The 26,023-nt window shown below is 64.2% G+C and carries 23 protein-coding genes; 15 read left to right on the top strand and 8 right to left on the bottom strand.

Annotated elements, in window-relative coordinates:
• The first annotated feature begins 231 nt into the window (after nucleotides 1–231).
• From E1748_RS04120 to E1748_RS04145, 6 genes are all read left to right on the top strand, one after another.
• Nucleotides 232–1,011: an ABC transporter substrate-binding protein gene (locus tag E1748_RS04120; protein WP_133645866.1), complete on the top strand. Its 780-nt coding sequence runs from the start codon at nucleotides 232–234 to the stop codon at nucleotides 1,009–1,011.
• A gap of 108 nt (nucleotides 1,012–1,119) precedes the next feature.
• Nucleotides 1,120–2,364: an NAD(P)/FAD-dependent oxidoreductase gene (locus E1748_RS04125; RefSeq protein ID WP_133645867.1), complete on the top strand. Its 1,245-nt coding sequence runs from the start codon at nucleotides 1,120–1,122 to the stop codon at nucleotides 2,362–2,364.
• A gap of 115 nt (nucleotides 2,365–2,479) precedes the next feature.
• Nucleotides 2,480–2,695 (top strand): hypothetical protein, encoded by a 216-nt coding sequence (locus tag E1748_RS04130; protein ID WP_133645868.1) that lies wholly within the window; start codon nucleotides 2,480–2,482, stop codon nucleotides 2,693–2,695.
• 455 nt (nucleotides 2,696–3,150) lie between these two features.
• Nucleotides 3,151–3,432, top strand: a complete 282-nt coding sequence (locus E1748_RS04135; protein ID WP_133645869.1) for a hypothetical protein — start codon at nucleotides 3,151–3,153, stop codon at nucleotides 3,430–3,432.
• Between the two features lie 21 nt (nucleotides 3,433–3,453).
• Nucleotides 3,454–3,729, top strand: a complete 276-nt coding sequence (gene infA / locus E1748_RS04140; RefSeq protein WP_133645870.1) for a translation initiation factor IF-1 — start codon at nucleotides 3,454–3,456, stop codon at nucleotides 3,727–3,729.
• A gap of 256 nt (nucleotides 3,730–3,985) precedes the next feature.
• Nucleotides 3,986–4,246, top strand: coding sequence for a hypothetical protein (locus E1748_RS04145; protein ID WP_133645871.1), 261 nt, complete (start codon nucleotides 3,986–3,988; stop codon nucleotides 4,244–4,246).
• 36 nt (nucleotides 4,247–4,282) lie between these two features.
• On the opposite strand, the gene E1748_RS04150 is transcribed toward E1748_RS04145, so the two are convergent.
• The 7 genes from E1748_RS04150 to E1748_RS04180 form a co-directional block, all read right to left on the bottom strand.
• Nucleotides 4,283–4,636, bottom strand: coding sequence for a cupredoxin domain-containing protein (locus E1748_RS04150; protein ID WP_133645872.1), 354 nt, complete (start codon nucleotides 4,634–4,636; stop codon nucleotides 4,283–4,285).
• 31 nt (nucleotides 4,637–4,667) lie between these two features.
• Complete coding sequence (locus E1748_RS04155) at nucleotides 4,668–5,621, bottom strand: metallophosphoesterase family protein (protein ID WP_133645873.1); 954 nt, start codon at nucleotides 5,619–5,621, stop codon at nucleotides 4,668–4,670.
• A 144-nt stretch (nucleotides 5,622–5,765) separates the two neighbouring features.
• Entirely contained in the window at nucleotides 5,766–6,551 is a 786-nt protein-coding gene (locus E1748_RS04160; protein WP_133645874.1) for an anti-sigma factor family protein, read from the bottom strand.
• The gene (locus E1748_RS04165) at nucleotides 6,551–7,090 is read right to left on the bottom strand and encodes a sigma-70 family RNA polymerase sigma factor (RefSeq protein WP_133645875.1); all 540 of its coding nucleotides are present in this window, start codon (nucleotides 7,088–7,090) and stop codon (nucleotides 6,551–6,553) included. Before E1748_RS04165 ends, E1748_RS04160 begins: the two co-directional genes overlap by 1 nt.
• 210 nt (nucleotides 7,091–7,300) lie before the next feature.
• Nucleotides 7,301–8,170 (bottom strand): hypothetical protein, encoded by an 870-nt coding sequence (locus E1748_RS04170; RefSeq protein ID WP_133645876.1) that lies wholly within the window; start codon nucleotides 8,168–8,170, stop codon nucleotides 7,301–7,303.
• Nucleotides 8,171–8,423: 253 nt separating this feature from the next.
• The gene (locus E1748_RS04175) at nucleotides 8,424–8,885 is read right to left on the bottom strand and encodes a MarR family winged helix-turn-helix transcriptional regulator (RefSeq protein ID WP_166653498.1); all 462 of its coding nucleotides are present in this window, start codon (nucleotides 8,883–8,885) and stop codon (nucleotides 8,424–8,426) included.
• 74 nt (nucleotides 8,886–8,959) lie between these two features.
• Nucleotides 8,960–10,132: an FAD-dependent oxidoreductase gene (locus E1748_RS04180; RefSeq protein ID WP_240766306.1), complete on the bottom strand. Its 1,173-nt coding sequence runs from the start codon at nucleotides 10,130–10,132 to the stop codon at nucleotides 8,960–8,962.
• Nucleotides 10,133–10,272: 140 nt separating this feature from the next.
• Between E1748_RS04180 and gcvA the strand changes: the two genes are divergently transcribed.
• The 3 genes from gcvA (at nucleotide 10,273) to E1748_RS04195 (ending at nucleotide 12,965) form a co-directional block, all read left to right on the top strand.
• Complete coding sequence (gene gcvA, locus E1748_RS04185) at nucleotides 10,273–11,199, top strand: transcriptional regulator GcvA (protein WP_133645877.1); 927 nt, start codon at nucleotides 10,273–10,275, stop codon at nucleotides 11,197–11,199.
• A 62-nt stretch (nucleotides 11,200–11,261) separates the two neighbouring features.
• Entirely contained in the window at nucleotides 11,262–11,735 is a 474-nt protein-coding gene (locus E1748_RS04190) for a RidA family protein (protein ID WP_133645878.1), read from the top strand.
• 33 nt (nucleotides 11,736–11,768) lie between these two features.
• Nucleotides 11,769–12,965 (top strand): aminotransferase class V-fold PLP-dependent enzyme, encoded by a 1,197-nt coding sequence (locus E1748_RS04195; RefSeq protein WP_133645879.1) that lies wholly within the window; start codon nucleotides 11,769–11,771, stop codon nucleotides 12,963–12,965.
• A gap of 81 nt (nucleotides 12,966–13,046) precedes the next feature.
• Here the strand turns inward: E1748_RS04195 and E1748_RS04200 are convergent, their stop codons facing one another.
• Nucleotides 13,047–15,302 carry a beta-glucosidase gene (locus E1748_RS04200; protein ID WP_240766308.1) on the bottom strand — a complete coding sequence of 752 codons (2,256 nt, stop codon included), beginning with the start codon at nucleotides 15,300–15,302 and terminating at the stop codon, nucleotides 13,047–13,049.
• Nucleotides 15,303–16,012: 710 nt separating this feature from the next.
• Between E1748_RS04200 and E1748_RS04205 the strand changes: the two genes are divergently transcribed.
• From E1748_RS04205 to E1748_RS04230, 6 genes are all read left to right on the top strand, one after another.
• A complete protein-coding gene (locus E1748_RS04205; protein ID WP_240766310.1) occupies nucleotides 16,013–18,193 on the top strand; it encodes an alpha-galactosidase D in 2,181 nt (726 codons plus the stop codon).
• Nucleotides 18,194–18,512: 319 nt separating this feature from the next.
• Nucleotides 18,513–20,945, top strand: coding sequence for a nitrite reductase large subunit NirB (nirB, locus tag E1748_RS04210; RefSeq protein ID WP_133645880.1), 2,433 nt, complete (start codon nucleotides 18,513–18,515; stop codon nucleotides 20,943–20,945).
• Complete coding sequence (gene nirD, locus E1748_RS04215) at nucleotides 20,942–21,301, top strand: nitrite reductase small subunit NirD (protein WP_205965191.1); 360 nt, start codon at nucleotides 20,942–20,944, stop codon at nucleotides 21,299–21,301. Before nirB ends, nirD begins: the two co-directional genes overlap by 4 nt.
• 37 nt (nucleotides 21,302–21,338) lie before the next feature.
• A complete protein-coding gene (locus tag E1748_RS04220) occupies nucleotides 21,339–24,038 on the top strand; it encodes a nitrate reductase (protein ID WP_133645881.1) in 2,700 nt (899 codons plus the stop codon).
• A 26-nt stretch (nucleotides 24,039–24,064) separates the two neighbouring features.
• A complete protein-coding gene (locus E1748_RS04225; RefSeq protein ID WP_133645882.1) occupies nucleotides 24,065–24,637 on the top strand; it encodes an ANTAR domain-containing response regulator in 573 nt (190 codons plus the stop codon).
• 13 nt (nucleotides 24,638–24,650) lie between these two features.
• Complete coding sequence (locus E1748_RS04230; RefSeq protein WP_133645883.1) at nucleotides 24,651–25,775, top strand: CmpA/NrtA family ABC transporter substrate-binding protein; 1,125 nt, start codon at nucleotides 24,651–24,653, stop codon at nucleotides 25,773–25,775.
• Nucleotides 25,776–26,023: the final 248 nt, after the last annotated feature.

Raw genomic sequence — 26,023 nt, forward strand, 5'->3', positions numbered from 1 at the left:
ACGCCGAGCCGCCCGAATTGGGCGCCTAACGTTTCAAAAAAATTCCATCCAGTCCTCATTTTCATGGTGGAAAAAGCGCGACACGCCGGTGCTTCGAGCTGCAATCGGGGCTCCTGTTAGCGCAATCCCTATAGTCTATTGTAGACATTTAGTCTATATTTGACTCGCACACCGACCGCGCTGCGTCCCACCGCGTCCGTTGTCGCGATCCCGACCACGAGAGGAACTCCCATGAACCTGAAGCTTTTCTTCTGCGCCGCCGTCTGCCTCGCGGGCGCCGCTCACGCGCAATCGGCGCAACCCGGCACGTTGCGCTTCGGCATCGAAGCCGCCTACCCGCCGTTCGAAAGCAAATCGCCGACGGGGCAGCTGCAAGGCTTCGACGTGGACGTCGGCAACGCGGTGTGCGCGAAGCTGAAGATGAAATGCGTGTGGGTCGAGAACGCGTTCGACGGTCTGATCCCCGCGCTGCAGGCCCGCAAGTTCGACGTGATCAACTCGGCGATGAACATCACCGCGAAGCGTCAGCAGAGCATCGATTTCACGCCGCCTATCTACATCGTCCCGATCGTCGCGATCGCGCGGCGTGATTCGAACCTGCTGCCGAACACGACCAGCCTGCACGGCAAGCGCGTCGGCGTGCTGCAGGGCTCGGCGCAGGAAGATTTCCTGAAGAAACACTGGGCGAATGCGGGCGTAACGATCGTGTCGTATCAGGACCAGGATCAGGTCTACGCGGATCTCGCGGCGGGCCGGCTCGACGCGGCGGTTCAGGAAGCGCAGACCGCATCGGACGGCTTCCTGAAGAAGCCCGAAGGACACGACTACACGATCATCGGCGACCCGCTGCGCGACCCGGCAACGCTCGGCGAAGGCACCGGCTTCGGTCTGCGCAAGGGCGACGCGGCGCTGAAGACGAAGGTCGTCGCCGCGCTCGATTCACTGAAGAAAGACGGCACGCTGTCGACGCTGTCGCAGAAGTACTTCGGGCGCGACATCGTCGCGAAGTGAAGCATTGCAGCGCAGACGGAATCTGATTTAGAGTCGGACGCTTCGGGTCGCGCGCTCGCGCGGCCCGATTTCTTTTCAGCACGCACAAAACGCGGAGACGGCAGCACCATGGATTTCGACGTGATCGTACTGGGAGCCGGCATCGTCGGCGTTTCGTCGGCCCTGCACCTGCAGGACCGCGGACGGCGCGTCGCGCTGGTCGACCGGCGCGCTCCCGGCGAGGAAACGAGCTTCGGCAACGCAGGGTTGATCGAACGCTCGTCGATCGTGCCGTACGCGTTTCCGCGCAAGCTCGGCACGCTGCTGCGCTATGCGCGCAACCAGTCGACCGATCTCTATTGGGACTACCGCGCGCTGCCCTCGTTCGCGACGTGGCTCGCGCGCTTCTGGTGGGAATCGTCGCCGCAGCGGCTCGCCGGCGCCGCGCGCGACATGCTGCCGCTGATCCGTCAGAGCGGCACCGAACACGAAGCGCTGATCGCGCGCGCGGACGTCGCATCGCTCGTGCACGCGCGCGGCTGGATCGAAGGCTTTCGTACGCACGCGGCTTTCGAACGCGAAGCCACCGATGCCGAACACGCCGCACGCGAATACGGCCTGCACGTGACACCGCTCGACGCTGCCGCGCTGCGCGCAAGCGAGCCGGGGTTAGGCGAAGGCTTCGTCGGTGCATTGCACTGGCACGATCCGCAGAGCGTGTCGAATCCCGGCGCGTTGACGAAAGGCTATGCACGCCTGTTCGAGCGAGCCGGCGGCACGCTGCTCACCGGCGACGCGACGACGGTGCGCGAGGAACGCGACGGCTGGAGCGTCGAGACTTCAACTGGTCGTATCGCTGCGCGCGAGGTCGTGGTCACGCTCGGGCCGTGGTCCGACACGGTGTTCGCGCCGCTCGGCTATCGCATTCCGCTGCGCGCGAAACGCGGTTATCACATGCACTATCGGCCGACGCATACGCTGCTGTCGCAGCCCATCCTCGATAGCGAACAGGGTTATGTGATCGCGCCGATGGACGGCGATCGGCTGCGGCTCACGACAGGCGTCGAGATCGCCCTTCGCGGCGCGCCGCCGACCACCATCCAGCTCGAACGCGCCGAGCGCGCTGCGAAACCGCTGTTCGGTCTGGGCGAGCGCGTCGACGCGGCGCCGTGGCTCGGCATGCGGCCCTGCACGCCGGACATGCGTCCCGTGATCGGGCCTGCGCCCCGGCATCGCGGGCTGTGGTTCGCGTTCGGCCACAACCATCACGGACTCACGCTCGGACCCGTCACCGGAAGGTTGCTCGCGGAGATGATGACGAACGCCGAACCGTTCACCGATCCGCGGCCGTATCGTCCCGCGCGCTTCGATTGAAACGCGCACGCGCTGACATCACGTCGATGTGCGCAGCCGTGCGCGAATTTTGTCCACGTGGCGCCGGTCTTTTTGACATGCGATAACCGGGTATCCCCTTGACGGAGCACACCCGATGGCCACGCTCGAAGCGTTCCGCGCCGCGCTCGACGATGAACGCACGCCCGAGATCATCCGCAACCACATCATCGATTCGCTGCAGTACACGCTGCGCAATCACGGACAGATTTTCACGTCGAAGGAAGTCGAGTGGCTCGCCGAGTGGGATGACGCACGCATTCCGCTGGCCGCGTCCCGCGAGCTGAAAAAGCGGGTCGTCGAGGCGGGTTGAAAAAAAGGCGTCACGTCCCCATCTGTCAAGGCATCCGCCCGCCGCGTCAATGCACGCCGTGCGGGCACGATGCCGTCCGCCGGAACTTTTCACTATCCAATATGGCCCATTTAGGGCATTATGTTGGGATAGTGGTTTCCTGCAGCACCGTCGTTTCATCGGCATTCCGCAACACCCCCGACTGCTCGACCGCCGCTTGCCGGCAGTCTCGTCATTTCGACAATGCGCCCATGTGCATTCGTCGTCGCGAGTTGCACTGCTTGTCATGCGCCCGGCATCCCTGCGATGCCAGCGTGTTTCTTCTCCACCCAATCCGCGCTTTTGCGGCTGCGTTCGATGCCTGGGCCAAGGCGTGAACCAACTTTTTCCATTGCGGCGCGCCCTCGTGCGCGGCGCCGCTGACACGCCGTGGCCGCGCGCTGCGCGAAACGGCGATGTACGAACAGGACATATTCATGATTCAAGCTGTCAAGACCTACAAGGGTTACGAAATTCATCCGCTGATCTATCCGCGCCGCCCGTCGGACGGACAGCCCAGCCGCCGGCCGGACGCTGGCTACGAAGCGTCGGTGCGCATCTGCCGCGTCGGTGCCAACCCGGTTGCAGACGGTCGCGTATTCCGCCTGCCCTACCTGTGGCCTTTCGAAGGCTCGGGCAAGGCCCGGCTCGCGTGCATGGCGCACGCGGAACAACTGATCGATGGCCGTGTAGACGGCCAGTCGGTCGCCGATCTTTGATTCATCGACGAGGAGCGATATATGGCAAAAGAAGAACTGCTTGAACTGGACGGTATCGTCGACGAAGTGCTTCCGGACAGCCGCTACCGCGTCACGCTCGATAACGGCGTCGTGGTCGGCGCGTATGCGTCGGGTCGCATGCGCAAGAACCACATCCGTATTCTCGCGGGCGACCGCGTCACGCTCGAACTGTCGGTCTACGATCTGACCAAAGGCCGGATCAACTTCCGCCACAAGGACGAGCGCGCCAGCGGCGGCGGCACGGGTACGCGTAACGCCGCATTCCGGCGCCGCTAACCGGCACGCGCGCCGTCTCCGTTTCTCGTGAAGCGGATGCGGCGCAGGTCGGCTTGACGTAGCGTCGTGGGCGTGGGGCCGGCGAACACGCCGTCCGCGCCCGTCGCGCGCTGTACGGTCACACGTCACAGCGACCGGCTTTCACCTCATCCCCCTTCTCTCGAATCCGGCCCGCAGCCTGCGTCGCTGGACACCCGCACCATCGCTTCAACGCCACCCGCAGCAGTCGACCCGCGATTCCGGTTAGACTATTTGCATGGAAAAGTGCCGTTATTGCGACAAGATACGCGACGAATGGGATTGCCACGGGGACGAGTGCCGGCGGTCGATCGCCACGGCGCTGCGACGCCAGCGCGCCGGACTGCCGATGGTGCCGAAAATCATCCGCAACGAGATTCCCGCCGACGCGACCACCCGTGAAGTCATCACGGTGCTGTCGCGTCAGCGTCTTCGCGCGCGCCGCGGCAATGAGGAGCGCCGCGAACGCAAGGAAGTCGAGGATCCGGACAACAGCTGACCTCTCGAACGCGCGGGTTCCCGTCTGCGCCTCTGCCTACTGAACCGTGACTGTTGCCTTCATGTTCGGGTGGATCCCGCAGAAAATCCGGTACACCCCCGGCTTGTCGAATTTGAACTGAAACGTGTCGTTCTGATCGAGCGCCGCCGAGCGAAACGTGCCCGCGTCATCGACGACCGTATGCGGTTCCCCATCGAGGTTCTTCCACGTGACGGTCGATCCCGCCTTGACCGTCAACGCCATCGGCGAAAACATGAAATTCTTGATGACGACCGCGTTCGCGTGCGCGTCGTCGGCTCGCGCGACTCCGGAAAACAGGGTCGTTGCCGCGATCAGTGCGACCGCCGCCGCGGACCGCTGCAATCCGCGGCCAAAGAGAATGATGTTCATGAGTGAAATCCTTGTGGGGAGTGAGCGGTAATCAGACGAGCGTCGTATCGGCGAGCGTCGCCTTCAGCGGATGCTGCTCGATGCGGATGCGCGTGACGCCGAGCATCTTCGGCAACTGATCGCCTGCAACCGTCAGCGGCATCGGACCGGGACCGTTGCCCGCCGTCGGCTGCGGATAGGCCGTCGAACGCGCGGTATGGAACGTGATGTTCCCCTCCACCTTCGACACGATCTGGTGAATGTGCCCGTTCAGCACCGTCACCGAACCGAAGCGCTTCAGATAGCTCATCGCTTCGCCCGCATCGCCGGTCCCCCATCCCCACGGCTCGTAGATCGTCCACATCGGCATGTGCGCGAAGACGACGATCGGCGTGCTCGACGAGCGCCCCTTCAGATCGTTTTCCAGCCACGCGAGCTGATCCGCGCCAAGGGCGCCCAACCCGTTCGCCTTGAAGTGCATCACATTGACGAGGCCGATGAAATGCACGCCGTCGTGATCGAAGCTGTAGTAGCCGCGATTGTCCGACGCCGCGCCGAAGCGCTTGAAGTACTCGGTGCCGGGACCGTCGGTGACGTCGTGTTCGCCGGGCACGGTATGCAGCTCGGTGATGTTCAGACCCGACAGCAGTTGCGAAGCGAGATCGAATTCCGATGCGCGCGACAGATGCGTGATGTCGCCGGTGTGGATCGTGAGCGCGGGCTTGACCGGCATCGCGTTGACGAGATCGATCGTCTGTTTGAGCGTACCCGCGACGTCCGGATTCGCTTCCTTGTTGAAGCCGATGTGCGAATCGCTGATCTGCAGGAACAGCGGCACACCGCTGCCTGCCTGCGTGGTGCCATCATCGGCAGAGCTAGCGGCAAGCGCGAGTTCGACCGGCGTGAGCACGCCGCCGGCCAGCATGAACAGCGTGCCCGCGCTGCCGAAGGCGAGACACTTCAACGCGGCCCGTCGCGACGGATGGGAAGGATGATCTGACGACATGGTGTCCTCTCGGGTTGAAAGCAGGACACCGGGCACCGGATGATCCGATGAAGCGTCCTGCGGTTTCGAGAGGAGACTGGCGGGGGCGGCGGTTTATTCCGCGTGTGGGTGCGCGTCGGTATCGATCGCGCGAACAGCCGGCAATCAGGAAGCCGGATGCGCGCGCAGATCGGCGATGAAGCCGTTCAACTCGGTGTCGCCGGCATCGGTGATCGCCCAGTAGTTCATGCCGCCCGCGCTCCAGTGCGCGAGGTGATAACCCTGCTTTTCGCCGATGCTCGGCGTCGGGCCGCCATCGTGGCCGGGCCACACATACAGATTGATCGGATGCAGCTTGTAGCGGTAGACCATCACCGCGACCGGTCGTCCGTCGAGATAGTCGAGCCGCCCGCCGATCAACGGATAGCCCTGCTGCGCAAGATCGACGACCGGCGGCGCATAGTCGAGCTTGCCGTCGAACCACGGCTTGACCGTGTGCTTGTCGGTCGAGATCACGTCCGACAGGTGATCGAACTGCAGCGAGCGGATATGGCTGTTGACGAGTTCGTCGGTGAGCCGCGTTTCGCCCGACGGCACCGACAGGTACAACCCGACGCTCCACGTCAACGCGACGAAGCTCATCGCCATCGCGCCGACCGGCGCCCAGTTCCACGAGCCGCCACCGCTACGCCATTCGAAACGCTCGATCAGCCGTTGCCACCACGACTTCTGCCGGGGCAGCGCCGCCCTGATCCGACGCGCAAGATCGGCGGGCGCATCGACACGCAGATCCGCCTGCCTCAGTTTCGCGCTGACCTGCTGATGCTGCGCGTACGCCTGCTGACACAGTTCGCAATCCGCGAGATGGCGCTCGAATTCGAGCGACTCCGACAGGCTCAACTCCTGGTCGAGATAGCCGGGCAACAGCTCGAATGCCTGTTCGTGATCCATCACGCCTCCTGATCCGTCGGTGCGAGCAGCACGGCGAGCTGCTGGCGGCCACGCCCGAGGCGCGACATCACCGTGCCCATCGGGATGCCCACGATGGCGGCGATTTCCTTGTACGACAATTCCTCGAGCTCCCGTAGCACGATCACCTCCCGATACTCCAGCCGCAGACCGCGCAACGCGACGTGCACCCGCTTGCGGCTCTGGCTGCGGATCAGCGTCGCTTCGGGACTGTCGTCGCGCGCGGTGTCCGCGGTCTCGAGGCTGTGCAGGTCTTCCTCGAACTCCTGCGTGTCCGGCGCATGGCCTCGGTTCTGCTGATACCACGTGTAAAACGTATTGCGCACGATGCTCAGCAGCCATGCACGTGCGTCGTCGCCGCGAAATCCGCCGAAAAAGCGGAACGCGCGCAGATACGCCTCCTGGACCACGTCCTGGGCGTCCTGATCGTTATGCGTCAGCCATCGAGCAACATTGAAGGCCGAATTCATATGCGGCAAAACGAGTGCTTCGAATCGCTTTGCGATAAATGGATCGGCCATATTGATATCCCTGAAGTAACCGCGATCCGTGACCGACACTGAGCAGACTGCCCGTGTGCCGGTTTTATTCCCGGACGGTTTCGCTGGGTTCTGTGTACCTCGCAACGCATCAGGCGGGCGTGGGTCTGCGGCTGCGATTCAGCGCATTGTAGACGCGGCGACCGGGAACCGGTACGCCGCTTTTCGGGGAGAGTGTAAGAGCGAGCGGCTTTACGCGGCGTCGGACAGCACGATGTTCGCGGTCTTGCTCGCGTCGCCGGCGAGGCCCATCGCGGCCGCGTCGTCGGTCGGGTTCATGTACGCGCGGATCGCGTCGCCGTCGCCCGCCGTGCGGCCGTCGGACAGCGTGACCGTCATGTTCTCGGCATTGCCGCCGAAATCCTTGTTGCCGTCGACCTTGCTGATGTCGGGGTTGCCGGCGCCGCTGGCCTGGCCGTTGTCGGCACCGCCGTCCTCGTACAGCACCTCGTTCGGATGCGTGTTGCCGCTCGCATCGGACGGCGAGATCCGCACGCCGATATCGCCCGAGCCCGCGGTGAACGCGCCGGTCTGGCCCGGCGCGAGCGTGATGGTCGCCTTGTTCGCGCCCTGCACGGAGTACGTGAACGACTCGGTGCGATTCGTATCGTTGGTGACGTTGAAGGTCTTGTCGCTGCCGGTGCCGGTGTTGACCGTCTGCGTCGACGCGGGATTGACGCCGCTGATCGCGGCCGCCTGCGCAACGCCGCCTGCGTTGTTCGACAGACCTGTTGCGCCGGGAGCCCCGGTTGGCGCACCCGGTGCACCTGATGGTGCGCCGCTCGGCGGATTGACCGACGCGACCTGCGGCATCGTATTGGCCGGCGGAGGCGCTGCATTGAAAGCAGCCTGCGGAAAACTGGGCGCACCGGAGCCCGACGCTCCACCGACCGGCGGCGACGAAAGATCGTCGTTGTTCTGGCCAGGCATTGCGTTCTGCAGCATCGCGAGCAATTCCTGAATGATCTGCGCGATCTGCTGCGCGTTGATGCCGCCTGCGGGACTCGTCCCCGGATCGTACGGCGTGACGCCGTAGCCGCCTTGAAGCGTGATGCCTGACATGATCGCCCTCGCCTGCAATAGAAGATGTCGATGTGCTCCGCTTTGCGCTATCTGCCTTGCGCTCCCTTTCCTGCGTCCCGATGCATCCGGACGCCATCTGGCTGGGGGATGAGTTTCATCGGAAGCGACAGTAGCCTGAATGTATGACGTGCGCTTCGGGTGGGTAGCGTGCAGTACGAAATTACGGCGTGGGATGCGAAGTGTTGGGGGAGTTTGATCGGCCCGTTCGATCGTCCGGGGATGCGAGGGAACGCTACGAGCCCTGTTCGTCCTCTTCCTGTGCAATCCTGTCCAGGTTCGCGCTGATCTTCTGCAGCATCTCCGCCAGTTGCGCGATCTCGTCCGTGCTCAACCCCTCCAGCGCCGCCGAACTGCCCGCCATCAGGACCGCGCGGGCACGCGACAACCGCTTTGCCGCGTCGGGTGTCAGCGAAATGAGCCGGCTGCGCTTATCGTCCGGAGCCGGCACGCGATCGATGATGCCGTCGCGTTCCATCCGGCTCAGCAGTTGCGCCATCGTCGGCTGCTCGACGCGTGCGAGCCGGGCCAGCTCCGATTGAGGCAGGGCCCGGCCGCCTTTGAGCGCGTTCAGCACAGGCGTGTGCGCGACGGCAAAGCCCAGTTCGCGCAGACGCTTGTCGAAAATACGCGTGAACCCGCGATTGATCAGCCCGATCAGCGGCATCGGATTGAGGGGGAGATCTTTTTTAGCCATGAGTTCGCGGGCGGGTGGTGAGCGAGCCTGTCGTTATTGCATAGGCGCCTATTGTATCGGGCGAATGCGGCGGATTATGCCGACGCAGACGCCGACGTCACCTCGGCTTCATGGCTCCGATACAGCGCAAGCGTCAACGCTGCGCCGTCATGCGACAGGAACGTGGCCGCGCCTTCCGCGGCGCCCTCCGCCGATTCGACAACCCGCGCGAACATCTGCATCTCGTACGTTTGCACGGCGTCCGTCCAGCGATCGCTTGCGACAAGCAAGCGCGCGAGTTCGGCGGCATCGAACATCGCGTTGTTCACGCCGTCGCCGCCGAACGGCGACATCACGTGTGCGGCATCGCCGAGCAACGTGAGCCCCGGCCGATGCGCCCAGCAGTGACCCACGGGCAACGCATGAATCGGTCGCACAGCGAAAGCGTCGTTGCCCGCACGGAAGAGATCGAGAATCGCGTCGTCGAAGCCGTCAAATTCGCGGATCAGTGCTTCGCGAACCGCAACCGGCGCCGCGAAATCGAAGCGCTTCGCGGCCCAGTCGACGGGGACACGAAAAATCGCATAGACGCGCACGTGCGCATGGTCGTTGCGCTGCGCGATGATGCATTTTCCATCGGCTTCCACGCTCATCTTGCCGCGCCCGACCATGCGCGACAGCGCCGGATGCTGCGCATCGATATCGTCGATACCGAATTCGATGAAGACAAGGCCGCTGTACTGTGGCTTGTACGGCGACAACAACGGACGCACGCGCGACCATGCACCGTCCGCACCGACCACGAGATCGAACGGACCTTCGATGCCGGAATCGGTGGTCACGCACCAGCGGCCATCGCTCGCGGCCGATACGTCGCGCACCGCACTGCCCCAGCGAACGGTTTCGGCAGGCAGCGACGCCAGCAATATCTCGCGCAGCGCGGTACGGTCGACTTCCGGTCGATTGCCCGCTGCCGCATCCGCCTGCTCGAACAGCACGTGCCCCGTCTTGTCGAGCATGCGCGTGCCCTGGTCCTCATAACGGGCAATCTCGCGGAACGCCCGTTGAAGACCCGCGCGTTCCAGCGCCGCGATGCCCGAGTCTTCGTGAAGATCCAGCGTTCCGCCTTGCGGCCGCTCGAGAGAATGCGTGTCGCGCTCGAACACCGCTACGTCGATGCCGTGCATCACAAGAAGACGAGCCAGCGTCAGACCACCCGGCCCTCCACCGACGATCGCAACGTGCCGCGTGGTTTTCATCTCATTCATCGGTGTCTGTCCATACTCGAATAAACATAGGCAGCTATATAAAAACATAGTCGCCTATTGAAGTCAACCGCAGTGCAATTCCTCAAGCCACGCTGATCTGACGTAGCATGTCGCACTACTCACCCCTCCGTTCGAGTCCGATGCGTTCCCGACGTCCGTTGCCGCCGCTCGCGTCTTTGCGTGCTTTCGAAGCAGCCGCAAGGCATCTCAGCTTCAGCCTGGCGGCGCAGGAACTGTTCGTGACGCAAAGCGCGGTCAGTCATCACATCCAGAAGCTGGAAAACGATCTCGGCGTCGCGCTGTTCGAGCGGCTCACGCGCGCGGTCGCGCTGACGTCGGCGGGCCAGTGCTATTACGAGCAGGTCCACGCGGCGTTCGAACTGCTGCGCAACGGCACCGAAGCGATGCGCGTGTCGACGGACACTGCCCGGACGACACTGACCGTCGGACTCCTCGCGTCGTTCGCGACGCGCTGGCTTGCGCCGCGCCTGCCGGCTTTCTCGCTCGCGCATCCGGACATCGATCTGCAGCTGCGGCCCGACATCGCGCTTGCGGATGTGGCTGCCGGCGAAGTCGACGTCTCGATCCGTTACGGTCGCGGCGCATGGCCAGGCATACGTGCGCAGCAGTTGATCTCAGAGAGGTTGTCGGTGGTGTGCGCGCCCGCGTTGATCGCGGGTTCGAATCCGCCGCGGGTACCGCAGGATCTGACGCGCTACCCGATGCTGGTGTCGCATGCAGGGCAGCCATTCGAGTGGGACGCGTGGTGCCGTCGCTTCGACGCGGATCTGAGTGCCGCGCAGACCGTGCGCCTGCACGACTACAACATCGTCGTCGAAGCGGCACTCGCGGGACAGGGCATCGCGATGGGCCGTCACAGCCTGATCCGGCCGCAACTGGCGAGCGGTGCGCTGGTGGAGGCATTGCCCGGCACGACGCTGGACGACCCGCGCATCGGATGGTGGCTCGTGACTCCGCGCGGCAAGCTCGGCGACGCGGCGCGCGCGTTCCGCGACTGGCTCGTCGATACGCATGAATCCAGCTCACGCATGCGCGGTGAAAATTGATTGGTCAGCGGATTGCCGATTCCCTACGATGAACCAGTCTTCACTCTTTTAGCGCCTACGTCATGCCACATTCGATTTCCGCTCGCGTCGCCGAGCTTGGCTTCACGCTCGAACCCGCATCCGCTCCCGCAGCGAACTATGTGCCGTTCGTGCAGGACGGCAACCTGCTGTTCATCTCCGGACAGATTTCACGCGAGGGCGGCAAAGCCGCTTACGTTGGTCGACTCGGCGACACGATCTCCGACGACGACGGCGTCGCAGCCGCGCGTCTCGCGGCACTCGGCGTGCTGTCGCAGATCGCGGCGGCCACTGGCGACCGGTTGGATCGCGTCGGTCGCGTGATGCGCGTCGGCGTATTCGTCGCGAGCACACCCGAGTTCGACCGGCAAAGCGCGATTGCGAACGGCGCATCGGATTTGATGGTGCAGGTATTCGGCGATGCGGGCCGGCATGCGCGCGCGGCGGTCGGTGTCGCGTCGCTGCCTTCGGGCGTCGCTGTCGAAGTCGATGCTATCGTTTCGCTCAAGCCGCAATAACGCAATAAGCCAACCCGCCTGACCAGGACCACGATGCCCGCTCCGCTCACTCCCGCTGCCGTGAACGCGTTGCGCGCCCGCACGCCGGGCACGCACAGCACCGTTCATTTCAACCATGCAGGCGCGTCGCTGCCGTCGTCCGCGACGATCGACGCGATTCACGCGCATCTCCTGCGCGAAGCGGCGTCGGGACAGATGGAGGCCGGCGTCGCTGCACGCGAACAGACCGGAGAGGCCCGCACGCTTGCCGCCCGGCTGCTCAACGCGCAACCCAGCGAGATCGCATTGACCACCGGCAATTCGTCGGGATGGGGCGCGGCCTTCGCGGCACTCGGCCCCTGGCGACCGGGTGACCGCATCCTGGTCGCGCGCCATGAATGGGGCGGCAATCTCGCGACGATGCGACTGACCGCACAACGCGCGGGCGCATCGATCGAAACCATTCCGTCGGACGACACCGGCGCGGTCGATCCGCGCGCGCTCGAAACGCTGCTCGACGAACGCGTCCGCCTGATCGCATTGACATGGATGCCGGCTAACGGCGGCCTCATCAATCCCGCCGCAGCGATCGGGCAGATCGCGCGACGTCATAACATCCCCTACTTCATCGATGCCGCGCAGGCGATCGGCCAGTTGCCCATCGACGTGGTCAAGACAGGCTGCGATGTGCTGGCCGGTGTCGGCCGCAAGGCGCTGCGCGGACCGCGCGGCACAGGGTTGCTCTATGTGCGCGACGCGTTCCTGCAGCAGTTGACGCCTGCGTTCTGCGACACATGGTCCGCGCCGCTCGGTATCGACGGCGAGCCTGTGTTGCGTAACGACGCATCACGCCTCGAATCGTCGGAGGCATCGATGGCATTGCGCTGCGGTCTTGCGAATGCATTGCACGAAGCGCTCGACGTCGGCATCGACACGATCCGCGCGCAGATCGATCACGTCGCGCAAACGCTGCGCGTGCAGCTCGCGGCGATTCCGAACGTCACGGTACTGGATCAGGGACTGGAGCGATCCGGACTTGTATCGTTCGACGTCGCGGGACACGATCCGGCGTCGGTACAACAAAGCCTCGCTGCGCAGGGTGTGTCGATCAGCAGCAACGGCATCGGCTACACGCCGCTCGACATGAACGCGCGAGGACTCGTCAAGGTCGCGCGCGCATCGGTGAGCTACCTCACTACTGACGCTGAAATCGATGTGTTGATCGACAGATTGCGGGCGCTTGCTGCGTAGCATGGCGGTCTGCCCCAATGACGCACGGCACCTGAGGTCAACGCAAACCGCCTCAGGTGCCGCACATAACCACTTCGACGCCTAGCTCTTCGACAACCGTATATCGCGCGACGACGCACCGACATACACCGAGCTACCGCGCACATACTTCCACCGGTTGTGCGTGACGTCCCAGATGCTCTGATCGTCCGGCGATACAACCACGCTGACGGTACGCGACTCGCCCGGCTGCAGCGTCAACCGGCTCCACCCCGCGAGACGCTTCGGTGGTTCGTTCGGGTCCTTGATGCCGAGGTACACCTGCGGCACGTCGGTACCCGCCACCTGCCCGTCGTTCTTCACCGTGAAGGTGACGATCAGGTCATGCCACGGCGTATTGCGCACCGACAGACGCGAATACGTGAAGTGCGTGTACGACAGACCGTAGCCGAATTCGAACAGCGGCTTGATGTTCTGGCTGTCGTACCAGCGATAACCCATCTCCAACTTTTCGCCGTACACCGGACTCGTCACGAAGGTGCCGTTTTGCCCCCACGTCGGCGTGTCCTGGTCGCGGACCGGGAACGTCACCGGCAACCGGCCCGATGGATTGACCTTGCCGAACAGCACGTTCGCGATCGCCGGTGCGCCGGCCTGCCCCGGGTACCACGCATCGACGACAGCGGACACATTGTCGAGCCACGGCATCAGCACCGGGTTACCGTTCTCGACGACGACGATCGTGTGCGGGTTGACTGCGGCCACCGCGTTCACCAGGTCGTTCTGGTTCGACGGATTCGCGAGATTCAGGCTGACGAGATCGGCAAAATCCTCGCCGGCTGGCTGCGCGACGACGACGATCGCGACGTCCGACTTGCTCGCGAGTGCGACCGCCGCGTCGATCTGCTGCTGCGTGTACGCGACGAACGGATTGTTCTGGTCGCTGTTCCCCGCGAACGTCACCTGCGCGGCCGGCGCAAGTTGCTGGATCGCTTGCACGATCGTCGTGTTCGCTTTCAGCCACGGGTTGCTCCACCAGTGGCAGCCGGGGCCCGACGGGAACGTCAACCCGCCGCAGCCGGCAAACGAGCCGTTCACCGGGTCGCGCGTATTGCCGGACCCGCCGCCCGCGAGCAGCCCCGCATCCGCATGCCCGCCGATCACCGCGACGCTCTTCAGATTCGCGGCGACGAGCGGCAGCTGGTTCTGGCTGTTTTTCAGCAGCACGATGCTGCGTTCCTCGGCGTGCTGCGCAAACGCGTTCGCCTCGTCGAAATTCACGGTGCTGGGTTTCGCAGGATCGTCCATCACGCCGATACGGATCATCGTGTAGAGCTTGCGGCGCACCATGTCGTCGAGACGCGCCTGCGTGATCGTGTGGCTTTGCAGCGCCTGCGTGACGAGTGTCGGCGTCAGGAAGACGGTCGGGCCGACGTCCTCTTCCTCGTCGAGACCCGCATTGATCGAGTTCGCGGTGCTATGCGCCGCGCCCCAGTCGGATTGCACCTGCCCCTTGAAATGCCAGTCGTTCTTCAACACGTCGTTGAGCAGATGCTGGTTCTCGCACGCGTAGAAACCGTTCAGCTTGTTGTAGCTGCACATCACGCTGCCGGGATCGGCCTCTTTCACCGCGATCTCGAACGGCCGCAGATAGAGTTCGCGCAGCGTGCGTTCGTCGATCTGCGTGTTGCCGCCGCTGCGGCCGGTTTCCTGCTCGTTACCGTCGAAATGCTTGATCGTCGCGATGACCTTGCGGCTCTGCGTGCCGTTGGTGCGCTCGGCGAGCATTTCGCCTGCGAGCAGCGGATCTTCGCCGAGATACTCGAACAGACGTCCGCCGCGTGGTTCGCGCGCGAGATTCGTGCCGCCGCCAAGGCCCATCGAAAAGCCCTGCGCGCGGATCTGCGTCGCAATCTGCGCGCCATAGTCGTACGAGAGTTTTCTGTCCCAGCTCGCGGCGATCGCGATCGTTGCAGGGAACGTCGTGCTGGGTTGCGACGTGCTGCCGCCGCCCGTCGACGAGTCGACCATGTTCAGATCGGGAATGCCGAGGCGCGGCACGCCCTGGATATACCCGGCCCCGCCGAGCGGCACGTCGCTCATCTGATACTGCGAGTGAATCATCTGCAGCTTCTCGCTCTGCGTGAGCATTGCGAGCAACGCGCTGGCACGCAGGTTCGCGAACAGCGACGACACCGCTGTCTTCACGGACTTGCCGTTGAAATCCTCAGCGCCCGATGCTGACGAAGCCGCTGCTGCAACCGCCGCAGCTTGCGCATTCGCCGAAAACTGCGCGGACGACCCGCTTCCTCCCGAGTCGCCGCCACAGCCGGCAACCATGCCCGAAACGATTAGCATCCCTATGCATAATGGATAGCGCGATGTCATGTCATTCCTCGGTTGTTCATGCCTGGTTCACTGCGTGAGCCCTTGCTGCGGGCGAAAGTCCGGATACCTGAATCCCTGGATTGCGATTATCGACGCGCAGGTCTATTCCAATACGACGACTTCAATCGACAAAGTCAAATTCGCAAATAATGAAAATAGAAATAGCTGGTAAGTGAGCAGTCTACTTTCACTTTCATCTCGATTTAGCACCCCTTTCGTATCACACCCATCCATACAAGAATTGCTGCATCGCACGAAATGGAAGCGCTTCCACTTAATCGCCTTCAACTTACTCACTGCATCCCACTATATCAATCAGGGTTTGTATGGACGTGCGCCCGAGAGCGAGACAGCATGCGGGTTTTAGAGATACCCACCGTTTACCCGTCAGCACCTCAATTCTCAATAAAACTCAACTCACGTTGAGCCTCAAATGAATATCAAAATCCTTACACCTCAATATCGGAATTCGCGCCATTGCGACATTTGAATGACATTGAATCGATACGCATCCCAACCATTGCAATTCATCGATTTAACGTTTATTTCATTTCCGGTAAACATTCCCATCTGCTGGGATCGCTAAAAAAATCTGGAATCCCGTCGTCGTGCTGAATATAGTCACCTCCGAAACTCGTCTTGCTTTTCTGCAGAGCCAGAAGTTCAACGAGGAGACAGACATGAACCTGCTCATGTACAAACGCTGTGCGGTCGCGCTGATAACCGGCCTGGCCGTGAGTGTGTCGTTGGGTTTATCGGGTTGCGGCGGCGATGCGCCCGGCAGCAGCGGCGTGGCTTCGCTCAAGAGCGAAGCGAATGCTGCAGCATCGGCTGCGAACGACCAACAAGCCGACGCGAAACAGAATCGCCGCGCCTACCGGCAGATCGCCGTAGTGCCGCCACCGATGGGCTGGTCGTCATGGAACAGCCTCGCGGAGAACGTGAACTACAACACGATCAAGGCGGTGGCCGACGGCATGGTCGCGCTGAACGCGAAGATCAAGTCCGGCGCGAAGTATCAGTACGTGAATACCGATGAAGGCTGGTGGACTTCCGGCACACGCGATGCCGACGGCAACTTCATCATCGACAACACGCAATGGCCCGGCGGCATGGCGGCCATCGCGCAATACATCCACAGCAAGGGCCTGAAAGCGGGCATCTACATCGACGCAGGCCCGCAAGGCTGCGGTACGCGAACCAACGGCACGCACTTCGTCGGCAGCGACTTCGCGCACTACGATCACGACTTCCTGCAGTTCGCGCAATGGGGCTTCGACTTCGTGAAGGTCGACTTCTGCGGCGGCCGTGTAGCCGGCTACGATCCGCAGCAGGCCTACATGGCCATTGCCGATGCGATCGACAAGGCCTACGTGCAGACCGGCCAGCGCATCACGTTCAGCATCTGCGACTGGGGCACCATCGGCAGCAACCCCGCATATCCCGACTACAACGAAGGACCGTGGGACTGGGGTGCAGGCGTCGGCCGGATGTGGAGAACGACGGGCGACATCTACGGGCCGAATAGCGGCGCGCCGAACTTCGGCAGCGTGGTCGGCAACTTCCTCGGCAACTACCATCCCGAAGGACAGCACACCGGCTACTACAACGACCCCGACATGATGGTCGCCGGCATGGGCATGACTGCGGTTCACGACCAGGCGCACATGAGTCTGTGGACAATCGCCGGTGCACCGCTGATCCTCGGCGACGATCTGTCGAAACCGATCGCCGACGACACGACGAAACTGATGACGAACCCCGAAGTCATCGCCATCAACCAGGACCCGCTCGGCACACAAGGTCTGATGGTCGCGCAGTCCGGCGCGCAGCAGGTGTGGGCGAAGCTGCTTGCAGGAAGCGGCCAGCGCGCGGTCGCGCTGTTCAACAATGGCGCAACCGACGCACCGATGACCGTCACCTGGCAGCAGCTCGGCCTCGCGCCGAACACGCGTGCGTCGGTGCGCGACGTGTGGGCCGGCAAGAACCTCGGTTCGTTCGCGACGTCCTATACGTCGCCGACGGTCCCGGCGGGTGGCGTGGTGCTGCTGACGGTGAGCGGAACCGACGTCGCGTCGAAGACCTATCAACCCACATCGCTCGGCGGCGGCGCATCGTACACGCGCTGCCCGGAATGCGTGGGCGGCAGCAAGATCGTTCGAGGCCTCGGCACGGTGACGTTCGGCAACGTGACGTCGACGACGGCCGGCGGCTTCGTCGAGATCGCGTACGCAAACCGCACACGCGACACGCTGACCGCGCAACTCGTGACGAACGGCGGCGAACCGACCACCGTCGCGTTCCCGCCGACCGGCCGCGACCGCAGCATCGCAACCGTCACGGTGTACGTCGCGCTGCAGGCGGGCCAGAACTCGCTGACGCTGTCGAGTGCGGACAGCACCGCGCCGACGCCGGAAATCGCGTCGCTCGCCGTGGTCTCCGGGCCGCTGCGTCTGCCGCCGTTCAAAGCCGCGTATGAAGCCGAAGCATCGACCAGCGTGCTCGCGGGCGGCGCACGGATCTCGTCGTGCAGCGCGTGTTCGGGTGGTCAGGACGTGGGCTACGTCGGCAACGGCGGCACGCTGACGATCAACGGCATTACGGTCGCCGCCGACGGCACCTACACCGTGCAGGTCGGCTACGCGAACGGCGATTCGGCGCCGCGTTCCGCGGACATCAGCTTCAACGGATCGACGCCCGTGACCGTCGCGTTCCCGCCGACCGGCGGATGGAACACGATCTCGACGCTCGCGGTCACCGGCACGTTCAAGGCGGGCAGCACGAATGCGCTGATCTTCTCGAACCCGTCAGGCTGGGCACCTGACATCGACGGTGTCAGCGCACCTACGGCATCTCATTAACGACATCCCTCGCGCGGCGGCGCCCTGCCGCCGCGCCACATCAGTGCACTCCCCTCGCGCGTCGCACTGCTGCGGTGCGTCATGCGCCGCCGCGATCCGCTGCATCACGCTCCCACACCCGCTCCACGCCCTGAAAACATCGATGGCACACACGTTGCTTAGAGCCATGTGCTGCCCTGCAACGACGCGGGAGCGCATGAACCTGGCCTGATCGCGCAATGCACTGCGGCGGTCGGCTGCTTTAGTCGGGCAATGACGTTCGACGTGCATCGCATCCGTCCTCCCACAAGGCGGCATGCGATCCAGCGACGGATCATCCATGAACTCTCCCCGACTCGTCGTCATCGGCAACGGCATGGCCGGCATCCGCACGCTCGAAGAGCTGCTGGCGATCGCCCCCGGCCACTACGACATCACCGTCTTCGGTGCCGAACCGCATCCGAACTACAACCGCATCCTGCTGTCGCCGGTGCTTGCCGGCGAGCAGAGCTTCGCGGACATCGTCCTCAATCCGCTCGCGTGGTACGAAGAAAACGGCATCCGGTTGCACGTCGGCAAGACAGTCGAGCGGATCGACCGCGTGCGTCGCATTGTCGTCGCGAGCGACGGCACCGAAGCGCCGTACGACCGTCTGCTGATCGCGACCGGCTCGACGCCGTTCATCCTGCCCGTGCCCGGCAACACGCTCAAAGGCGTGATCACATATCGCGACATCCACGACACGCAGTCGATGATCGATGCCGCCACCGTGCAGAAACACGCGGTCGTGATCGGCGGCGGTCTGCTCGGTCTCGAAGCGGCGAACGGTTTGAAGCTGCGCGGGATGGACGTCACCGTCGTGCACCTCGCGGACACGCTACTCGAACGCCAGCTCGACGCCGCAGCGGGCAAGCTGCTGCAACGCTCGCTAGAGGAACGCGGCTTGAGCTTCATGCTCGGCACGCAGACTGCGGCGATCGAGGGCAACGAAGCCGGCGCAGTCTCCGGCGTGCTGTTCAAGGACGGCACGCGCATTCCCGCCGATCTCGTCGTGATGGCCGCCGGCATCCGCCCGAACACCGCGCTCGCCGAATCGGCGGGCCTGTACTGCAATCGCGGCATCGTCGTCAGCGACGCGCTGCAAACCTACGACCCGCGCATCTACGCGGTCGGCGAATGCGTGAGCCATCGCGGCGTCGCGTACGGTCTCGTCGCGCCGCTGTTCGAGCAGGCCAAGGTCTGCGCGAACCACCTCGCGTTGATGGGCATCGGCAGCTACAAGGGCTCCGTGCTGTCGACCAAACTGAAAGTGACCGGCATCGACCTCTTCTCCGCCGGCGACTTCAACGGCGGCGACAACACCGAGGAAATCGTGCTGTCCGATCCCGCGGGCGGCGTCTACAAGAAGCTCGTCATCAAGGACGATCAACTGGTCGGCGCGTGCCTGTACGGCGACACCGCCGACGGCGCGTGGTACTTCAAGCTGCTGCGCGAAGGCCGCAAGCTCGGCGAGCTGCGCGATCACATCATGTTCGGCGAATCGAGCGTCGGCGATGCGGGCGTGCAAGGCCAGAGCCGCGCCGCCGCGATGGCCGACACCGACGAGGTCTGCGGCTGTAACGGCGTGTGCAAGGGCACCATCGTCAAGGCGATCACCGAGAAAGGCCTCTTCACGCTCGACGACGTGAAGAAGCACACCAAGGCATCGAGTTCGTGCGGCTCGTGCACGGGCCTCGTCGAACAGATCCTGATGAGCACGGTCGGCTCCAGTTTCCAGGAGACGCCGACGACCAAAGCGATCTGCGGCTGCACCGATCGCAATCACGGCGAAGTGCGCAAGGCGATCCGCGAGCACAAGCTGTTCACGCACCGCGCGGTCTACGATTTTCTCGAATGGCACACGCCGAACGGTTGCGCGACCTGCCGTCCGGCGATCAACTACTACCTGCTGTCCACATGGCCGCGCGAAGCCGTCGACGATCCGCAAAGCCGCTTCGTCAACGAGCGCGTGCACGCGAATATCCAGAAGGACAACACGTTCTCGGTGATTCCGCAGATGAAGGGCGGCGTCACGACCGCAGCGGAACTGCGTCGCATCGCTGACGTCGCGGACAAATACCACGTGCCGATGGTCAAGGTGACGGGTGGTCAGCGTATCGACCTGCTCGGCGTGAAGAAGGAAGACCTGCCGAACGTGTGGAAGGACCTCGGCATGAAGTCGGGTCACGCGTACGGCAAATCGATCCGTACCGTGAAGACCTGCGTGGGTAGCGAGTTCTGCCGCTTCGGCACGCAGAACAGCACGCAGATGGGCATCGATCTGGAGACGATGCTCGCGAACATGTGGTCGCCGCACAAGGTGAAGCTCGCGGTGTCCGGCTGCCCGCGCAATTGCGCGGAGGCGGGCATCAAGGACGTCGGCGTGATCGCGGTGGACAGCGGCTGGGAACTGTATGTCGGCGGGAACGGCGGCATCAAGACCGAGGTTGCGCAGTTCCTCGTCAAGGTCAAAACCGCCGAAGAGGTCAAGGAATACACCGGCGCATTCCTGCAGCTTTATCGCGAGGAAGCGTATTACCTCGACCGCTCCGTGCATTACATCGCGCGTGTCGGCCTCGAGTACGTGAAGCAGAAAGTGGTCGCCGATGCGGCGAGCCGCAAGGCGCTGTACGAACGCCTGCTGTACTCGCTCGAAGGGCTGCGCGATCCGTGGGAAGCACGCATCGCCGGTACGCAAAAACGCGAATACATTCCGCTGAAGGTCGTCGCATGAGAACCGCTGAAATGGAAATTGCCCCTCCCCCGGTTGCGCTGTCGTGGACGCGCGTCTGCACCGTCGACGACATTCCTCCGCTCGGTAGCCGCGTGCTGGAGCGCGACAGCGGCAACGTCGCGCTGTTCCGCACCGCGAAGGACACGGTGTTCGCGCTGCTCGACCACTGCCCGCACAAAGGCGGCGCGTTGTCGCAAGGCATCGTGCACGGCGAAAGCGTGACCTGCCCGCTGCACGCATGGAACATCGACCTCGCCTCAGGCACCGCGAAAGCACCCGACGAAGGCTGCGCGCGACGCTTCCCGGTGCGCGTCGATGCGGACGGCTCGGTGTTCGTCCACTTCGCTTCTACGTGACCGCGTGACCTGCGTGATCCCACGCGACGGAGATGCAATGAAGACGGTGACCCGTTCCACCTGCTGCTACTGCGGCGTCGGTTGCGGCGTGCTGATCGAGGCGGAGCATGGGCGTATCACCGGCGTGAGCGGCGACCCCGAGCATCCGGCGAATTTCGGCAAGCTGTGCAGCAAAGGACTGACGCTCGCCGCGACCGCGCAGAGCGATACGGGCCGCGCGCTGCAACCGGAACTGCGCACGCATCGCGATGCACCGCGCGTGCCGGTCTCGTGGGACACCGCGCTCGATGCAGTCGCCGGGCGGTTCGCGCAGATCGTCGAGCAGCATGGTCCGGATGCGGTCGCGTTCTACGTGTCCGGCCAGTTACTGACCGAGGACTATTACGTCTTCAACAAGCTCGCGAAAGGCCTGATCGGCACCAACAACATCGACACCAACTCGCGACTCTGCATGTCGAGCGCGGTCACCGCGTACAAGATGGCGCTCGGTGCCGACGGTCCGCCGACCTGCTACGACGATCTCGAACGCGCGCAGACCATGCTGTTCGCGGGCAGCAACATGGCGTGGGCGCATCCGGTGCTGTACCGGCGACTCGAAGAAGCGAAGGCCGCGAACCCCGACATCCGCTGGATCGTCGTCGATCCGCGCCGCACCGATACCGCCGCGATGGCCGATCTGCATCTCGCGATCCAGCCTGGCACCGACGTCGCGCTGTTCAACGGCATGCTGCATCACCTGATCTGGGAAGGACGGGTCGATCGTGCGTTCGTCGACGAGCACACGGCCGGTTTCGATGCATTGAAATCGCTCGTGCGCGAATTCACGCCGCGCGTCGCGGCGGAACTGTGCGGCATCGCCGAGCGCGATCTGATGCAGGCCGCCGAATGGTTCGGCGCGAGCGACGCCGCGCTGTCGCTGTACTGCATGGGTCTCAACCAGTCGAGCCACGGCACCGACAAGAACCTCGCGCTGATCAACCTGCACCTCGCGACGCGGCAGATCGGCCGCCCTGGCGCGGGTCCGTTTTCATTGACCGGTCAGCCGAACGCGATGGGTGGGCGTGAAGTCGGCGGCATGGCGACGATGCTCGCCGCGCATCGCGACATCGGCAACGCAGCGCATCGCGCCGAAGTCGAAAACCTGTGGGGCCTGACGGGCATCCGTACGCTATCGGATCGTCCGGGCTTGCCGGCCGTTGCGCTGTTCGACGCGTTGCGCAGCGGCAAGGTCAAGGCCGTGTGGATCGCATGCACGAACCCGGTCCATTCGATGCCCGACATCGCGCGCGTACGCGAAGCGCTCGACACCGCCGAGTTCGTCGTCGTCCAGGAAGCGTTCATGCAGACCGACACGATGCCGTACGCGGACGTCGTGCTGCCCGCCGCGACGTGGGGCGAAAAGTCCGGCACCGTGACGAACTCCGAGCGGCGCATCTCGCGCGTGCGCGCCGCCGTACCTGCTGCCGGCGATGCACGGCCCGACTGGTGGATCGCCGCGCAGGTCGCGCAACGGATCGAACGTTACCTCGACAGCCCGACCGACATGTTCGCGCATGCGTCGCCGGAAGCGGTGTTCGACGAGCATCGCGAACTGACGAAGGGTCGCGATCTGGACATCGGCGGTCTCGACTATGCGACGCTCGAAGCGCGCGGTCCGCAGCAATGGCCGTTTCCGTCGGGACGCAAAGAAGGCTTCGCGCGCCGCTACACCGACGCCGTCTTCGCCACCGCCGACGGCCGCGCGCGTTTCCACGCCGTCCACTATCAGCCGGTCGCCGATGCGATCAATGCGCGCTATCCGTTCCGTCTGCTGACCGGACGTCTGCGCGATCAATGGCACGGAATGAGCCGCACCGGCCGCATCGCGAAGCTGTTCACACATGCGCCTGCCCCCGCGCTCGAAATGCCGCGCACAGACGCCACGCGACGCAGCTTGCGCGACGGCGATCTCGTGCGCGTCGCGAGCCGCCGCGGCGAACTGATCCTGCCGCTGCAACTGTCCGACGATCTGCAATCGGGCACCGTGTACGCGCCGATGCACTGGAGCGCACAGTTCCTCGCAAGCGGCGGCATCAACGAAACAACGATCGGCGCCGTCGATCCGCACTCGTCGCAACCCGAACTGAAGCACTCGGCGGTGCGCGTCGAAGCGGTCGATCTGCCGTGGCGCGCAGTCGCCGCGCGGCGCGGCGAAGCGCTCGCGATGCAGTCTGCGCTGCAACCGCTGCTCGCGGAATGCGCGTACGCCGCGCTGACGATCGAAGCCGACGACGTGATCGTGCTGCGCGCCGCCGATCGCACTGCACCGGCAGGCTGGCTCGAACGCGTCTATGCAGCACTCGATCTCGCGCCCGGCAACGACACGCTCGAATACCGCGACGCGCGACGCGGTATTGACAAACGCGTCGTGTGGCGCGACAACACGATCGACGGCTTCGTGTTCGCCGGCCAGGCCGCCGCCTGCGCACCCGCCGATGCGCTGCTTGCCGATCTGCGCGAACGCACGCCGTGGGTCGGCCCGCGCTTCACGGTGTTTTCTGCCGCACGCGGCGAGACCGTCAAGCGCGACCGCACGGTCTGCAGTTGCAAGCAAGTCGGCGAAACGCAGATCGTCGCGGCGATCATGCGCGGCGCGAACGTCGACGGTCTCAAGGCGACGCTCGGTTGCGGTACTGTCTGCGGATCGTGCGTGCCCGAACTCCGGCGGCTTTGCGAAAGCACGGCCGTCGCCCATTGACCTTATCGCCCACTGCTCCGCATTCGATGCTGCGTGTTCTTCTCGTCACCGATACCGACAAGCCGATTGGCGATCTGCGCGACACGCTCGCGCGGCTCGGCTACGACATGCTCGCCGGCACCGCGACTCCGCAGGCGCTGCACCGCACCGTGGAAAGCGAGCGGCCAGACGTGATCATCATCGATACCGAATCGCCGTCGCGCGACACGCTCGAACAGCTCGCGGTGATGAACGAAACCGCGCCGCGTCCGGTGCTGATGTTCAGCAACGACGCGAACCAGCAATTGATTCGCGATGCGGTGAGCGCGGGCGTCACTGCTTATCTCGTCGAAGGTCTCGCGACCGAACGGCTCGCGCCGATCCTCGAAGTCGCGCTCGCGCGCTTCGCGCAGGAAGCACAACTGCGCAAGCGGCTGGCCGAGGCCGAAGGCGAACTCGCGGAGCGCAAGGTGATCGATCGCGCGAAACGTCTGCTGATGGATCGCCAGAAACTGACCGAACCTGCCGCGTACGCGGCGCTGCGCAAGCTCGCGATGGACCGAGGCATGAAGCTCGCCGAAGTCGCGCGGCAACTCGTCGCCGCGTCGGGGGCGCCCTAACGACGTACCGCCCATGAATCCACTCTCCTCCCTTTCTCCCTCGTCCGGCGCCGGCCGGCTCGAGAAGACGCATCTGCGGCTCGGCTTCGTCGCGCTGTCCGACGCGGCACCGCTCGTCGCGGCGAAGCTGCTCGAGTTCGGTCACGCGCACGGCCTCACGCTGGAACTGCAGCGGCAACCATCGTGGGCCGCCGTGCGCGACAAGCTGATCGCAGGCGATCTCGATGCGGCGCATGCGTTGTATGGGCTCGTGTACGGCGTCGAACTGGGTATCGGTGGACCGCAGACGGACATGGCCGTGCTGACGGTGCTGAACCGCAACGGCCAGGCGATCACGCTGTCGAACCGACTCGCCGATGCGCTCGCCACACACGGCTCGCTGCCGCGCGCGCTCGATTCGCTTGGTCGCAACGCCGTGTTCGCGCAGACCTTCCCGACCGGCACGCACGCGATGTGGCTGTATCACTGGCTCGCGGAGCAGCACGTGCATCCGCTGCGCGACGTAGACAGTGTCGCGATTCCGCCGCCGCAGATGGTCGCGGCGCTCGCGGAGGACCGGCTCGACGGCTTCTGCGTCGGCGAACCGTGGAACAGTCTCGCGGAAGCGCGCGGCCTCGGCCGCACGATCGCGTACACGAGCGAGATCTGGCCGGATCATCCGGAAAAGGTGCTCGCAAGCCGGCGCGATTTTGTGCAGCGTTGCCCGAATACCGCGCGTGCGCTCGTGCAGACGATGCTCGAAGCGTGTCGCTGGCTCGACGATGCCGGGCACCGCCATGAAATCGCGGACTGGCTCGCGCGGCCGGAATACATCGGCATCGAAACGGCGTTGATCGCCGCGCGCCTCGGCAACGATGCGGCCGATACGCTCGCGCTCGTCCCGAACCGCTTGCCGATGCGCTTCTTCGACAACGGCCGCGTCAACTATCCGCGTGCGGACGAAGGTGCGTGGTTCATTACGCAATACGCGCGCTGGGGAATGATCGACGCGCGCAACGACGGCATCGAGATCGCCTCTCGCGTCAACCAGACGCAGCTTTATCTCGACGCGGCGGCACGCGTGGGTATCGCGATCAGCGACGCGGCTTCGTTCAGCTTTAGTTCGCCTCCTCCTTCGCAGTCAGAAAGAACACGCTGACGATCAAGCCGCCGCGCGGCCCATCGTTGCACAGGTTCAGCACTTCGAACACCGCGCGCTCGCGCGGCGTTTACGCAATCGGTTTGCCATCCAGATGAAACCCGCAATCGACGCTGTCGTCATGCGGCGTGCGCGCATGACGAGCAGCACACCCATCACCGCCCCCTAGGGAAATCCATAACGAAAAAAAGTCATTTCCCTTCAATTCGACCAAAAACTGAAAGCATTCAGAAAGTATGCATCTCTTA

It is taken from the genome of Paraburkholderia flava (assembly GCF_004359985.1).
GTDB classification, from domain to species: Bacteria; Pseudomonadota; Gammaproteobacteria; order Burkholderiales; family Burkholderiaceae; genus Paraburkholderia; species Paraburkholderia flava.

Bases quoted from the DNA above. Each gene is read 5' to 3' on its own strand.
- E1748_RS04165 (WP_133645875.1), bottom strand. From the start codon at position 7,090: ATGGCCGATCCATTTATCGCAAAGCGATTCGAAGCACTCGTTTTGCCG.
- infA (WP_133645870.1), top strand. From the start codon at position 3,454: ATGGCAAAAGAAGAACTGCTTGAACTGGACGGTATCGTCGACGAAGTG.
- E1748_RS04170 (WP_133645876.1), bottom strand. From the start codon at position 8,170: ATGTCAGGCATCACGCTTCAAGGCGGCTACGGCGTCACGCCGTACGAT.
- E1748_RS04180 (WP_240766306.1), bottom strand. From the start codon at position 10,132: ATGAATGAGATGAAAACCACGCGGCACGTTGCGATCGTCGGTGGAGGG.
- E1748_RS04125 (WP_133645867.1), top strand. From the start codon at position 1,120: ATGGATTTCGACGTGATCGTACTGGGAGCCGGCATCGTCGGCGTTTCG.
- nirD (WP_205965191.1), top strand. From the start codon at position 20,942: ATGAGAACCGCTGAAATGGAAATTGCCCCTCCCCCGGTTGCGCTGTCG.
- E1748_RS04145 (WP_133645871.1), top strand. From the start codon at position 3,986: ATGGAAAAGTGCCGTTATTGCGACAAGATACGCGACGAATGGGATTGC.
- E1748_RS04150 (WP_133645872.1), bottom strand. From the start codon at position 4,636: ATGAACATCATTCTCTTTGGCCGCGGATTGCAGCGGTCCGCGGCGGCG.
- E1748_RS04195 (WP_133645879.1), top strand. From the start codon at position 11,769: ATGCCCGCTCCGCTCACTCCCGCTGCCGTGAACGCGTTGCGCGCCCGC.
- E1748_RS04155 (WP_133645873.1), bottom strand. From the start codon at position 5,621: ATGTCGTCAGATCATCCTTCCCATCCGTCGCGACGGGCCGCGTTGAAG.
- E1748_RS04135 (WP_133645869.1), top strand. From the start codon at position 3,151: ATGATTCAAGCTGTCAAGACCTACAAGGGTTACGAAATTCATCCGCTG.
- E1748_RS04120 (WP_133645866.1), top strand. From the start codon at position 232: ATGAACCTGAAGCTTTTCTTCTGCGCCGCCGTCTGCCTCGCGGGCGCC.
- gcvA (WP_133645877.1), top strand. From the start codon at position 10,273: ATGCGTTCCCGACGTCCGTTGCCGCCGCTCGCGTCTTTGCGTGCTTTC.
- E1748_RS04175 (WP_166653498.1), bottom strand. From the start codon at position 8,885: ATGGCTAAAAAAGATCTCCCCCTCAATCCGATGCCGCTGATCGGGCTG.
- E1748_RS04190 (WP_133645878.1), top strand. From the start codon at position 11,262: ATGCCACATTCGATTTCCGCTCGCGTCGCCGAGCTTGGCTTCACGCTC.
- E1748_RS04130 (WP_133645868.1), top strand. From the start codon at position 2,480: ATGGCCACGCTCGAAGCGTTCCGCGCCGCGCTCGACGATGAACGCACG.
- E1748_RS04205 (WP_240766310.1), top strand. From the start codon at position 16,013: ATGAACCTGCTCATGTACAAACGCTGTGCGGTCGCGCTGATAACCGGC.
- E1748_RS04220 (WP_133645881.1), top strand. From the start codon at position 21,339: ATGAAGACGGTGACCCGTTCCACCTGCTGCTACTGCGGCGTCGGTTGC.
- E1748_RS04230 (WP_133645883.1), top strand. From the start codon at position 24,651: ATGAATCCACTCTCCTCCCTTTCTCCCTCGTCCGGCGCCGGCCGGCTC.
- E1748_RS04225 (WP_133645882.1), top strand. From the start codon at position 24,065: ATGCTGCGTGTTCTTCTCGTCACCGATACCGACAAGCCGATTGGCGAT.
- nirB (WP_133645880.1), top strand. From the start codon at position 18,513: ATGAACTCTCCCCGACTCGTCGTCATCGGCAACGGCATGGCCGGCATC.
- E1748_RS04160 (WP_133645874.1), bottom strand. From the start codon at position 6,551: ATGGATCACGAACAGGCATTCGAGCTGTTGCCCGGCTATCTCGACCAG.
- E1748_RS04200 (WP_240766308.1), bottom strand. From the start codon at position 15,302: ATGCTAATCGTTTCGGGCATGGTTGCCGGCTGTGGCGGCGACTCGGGA.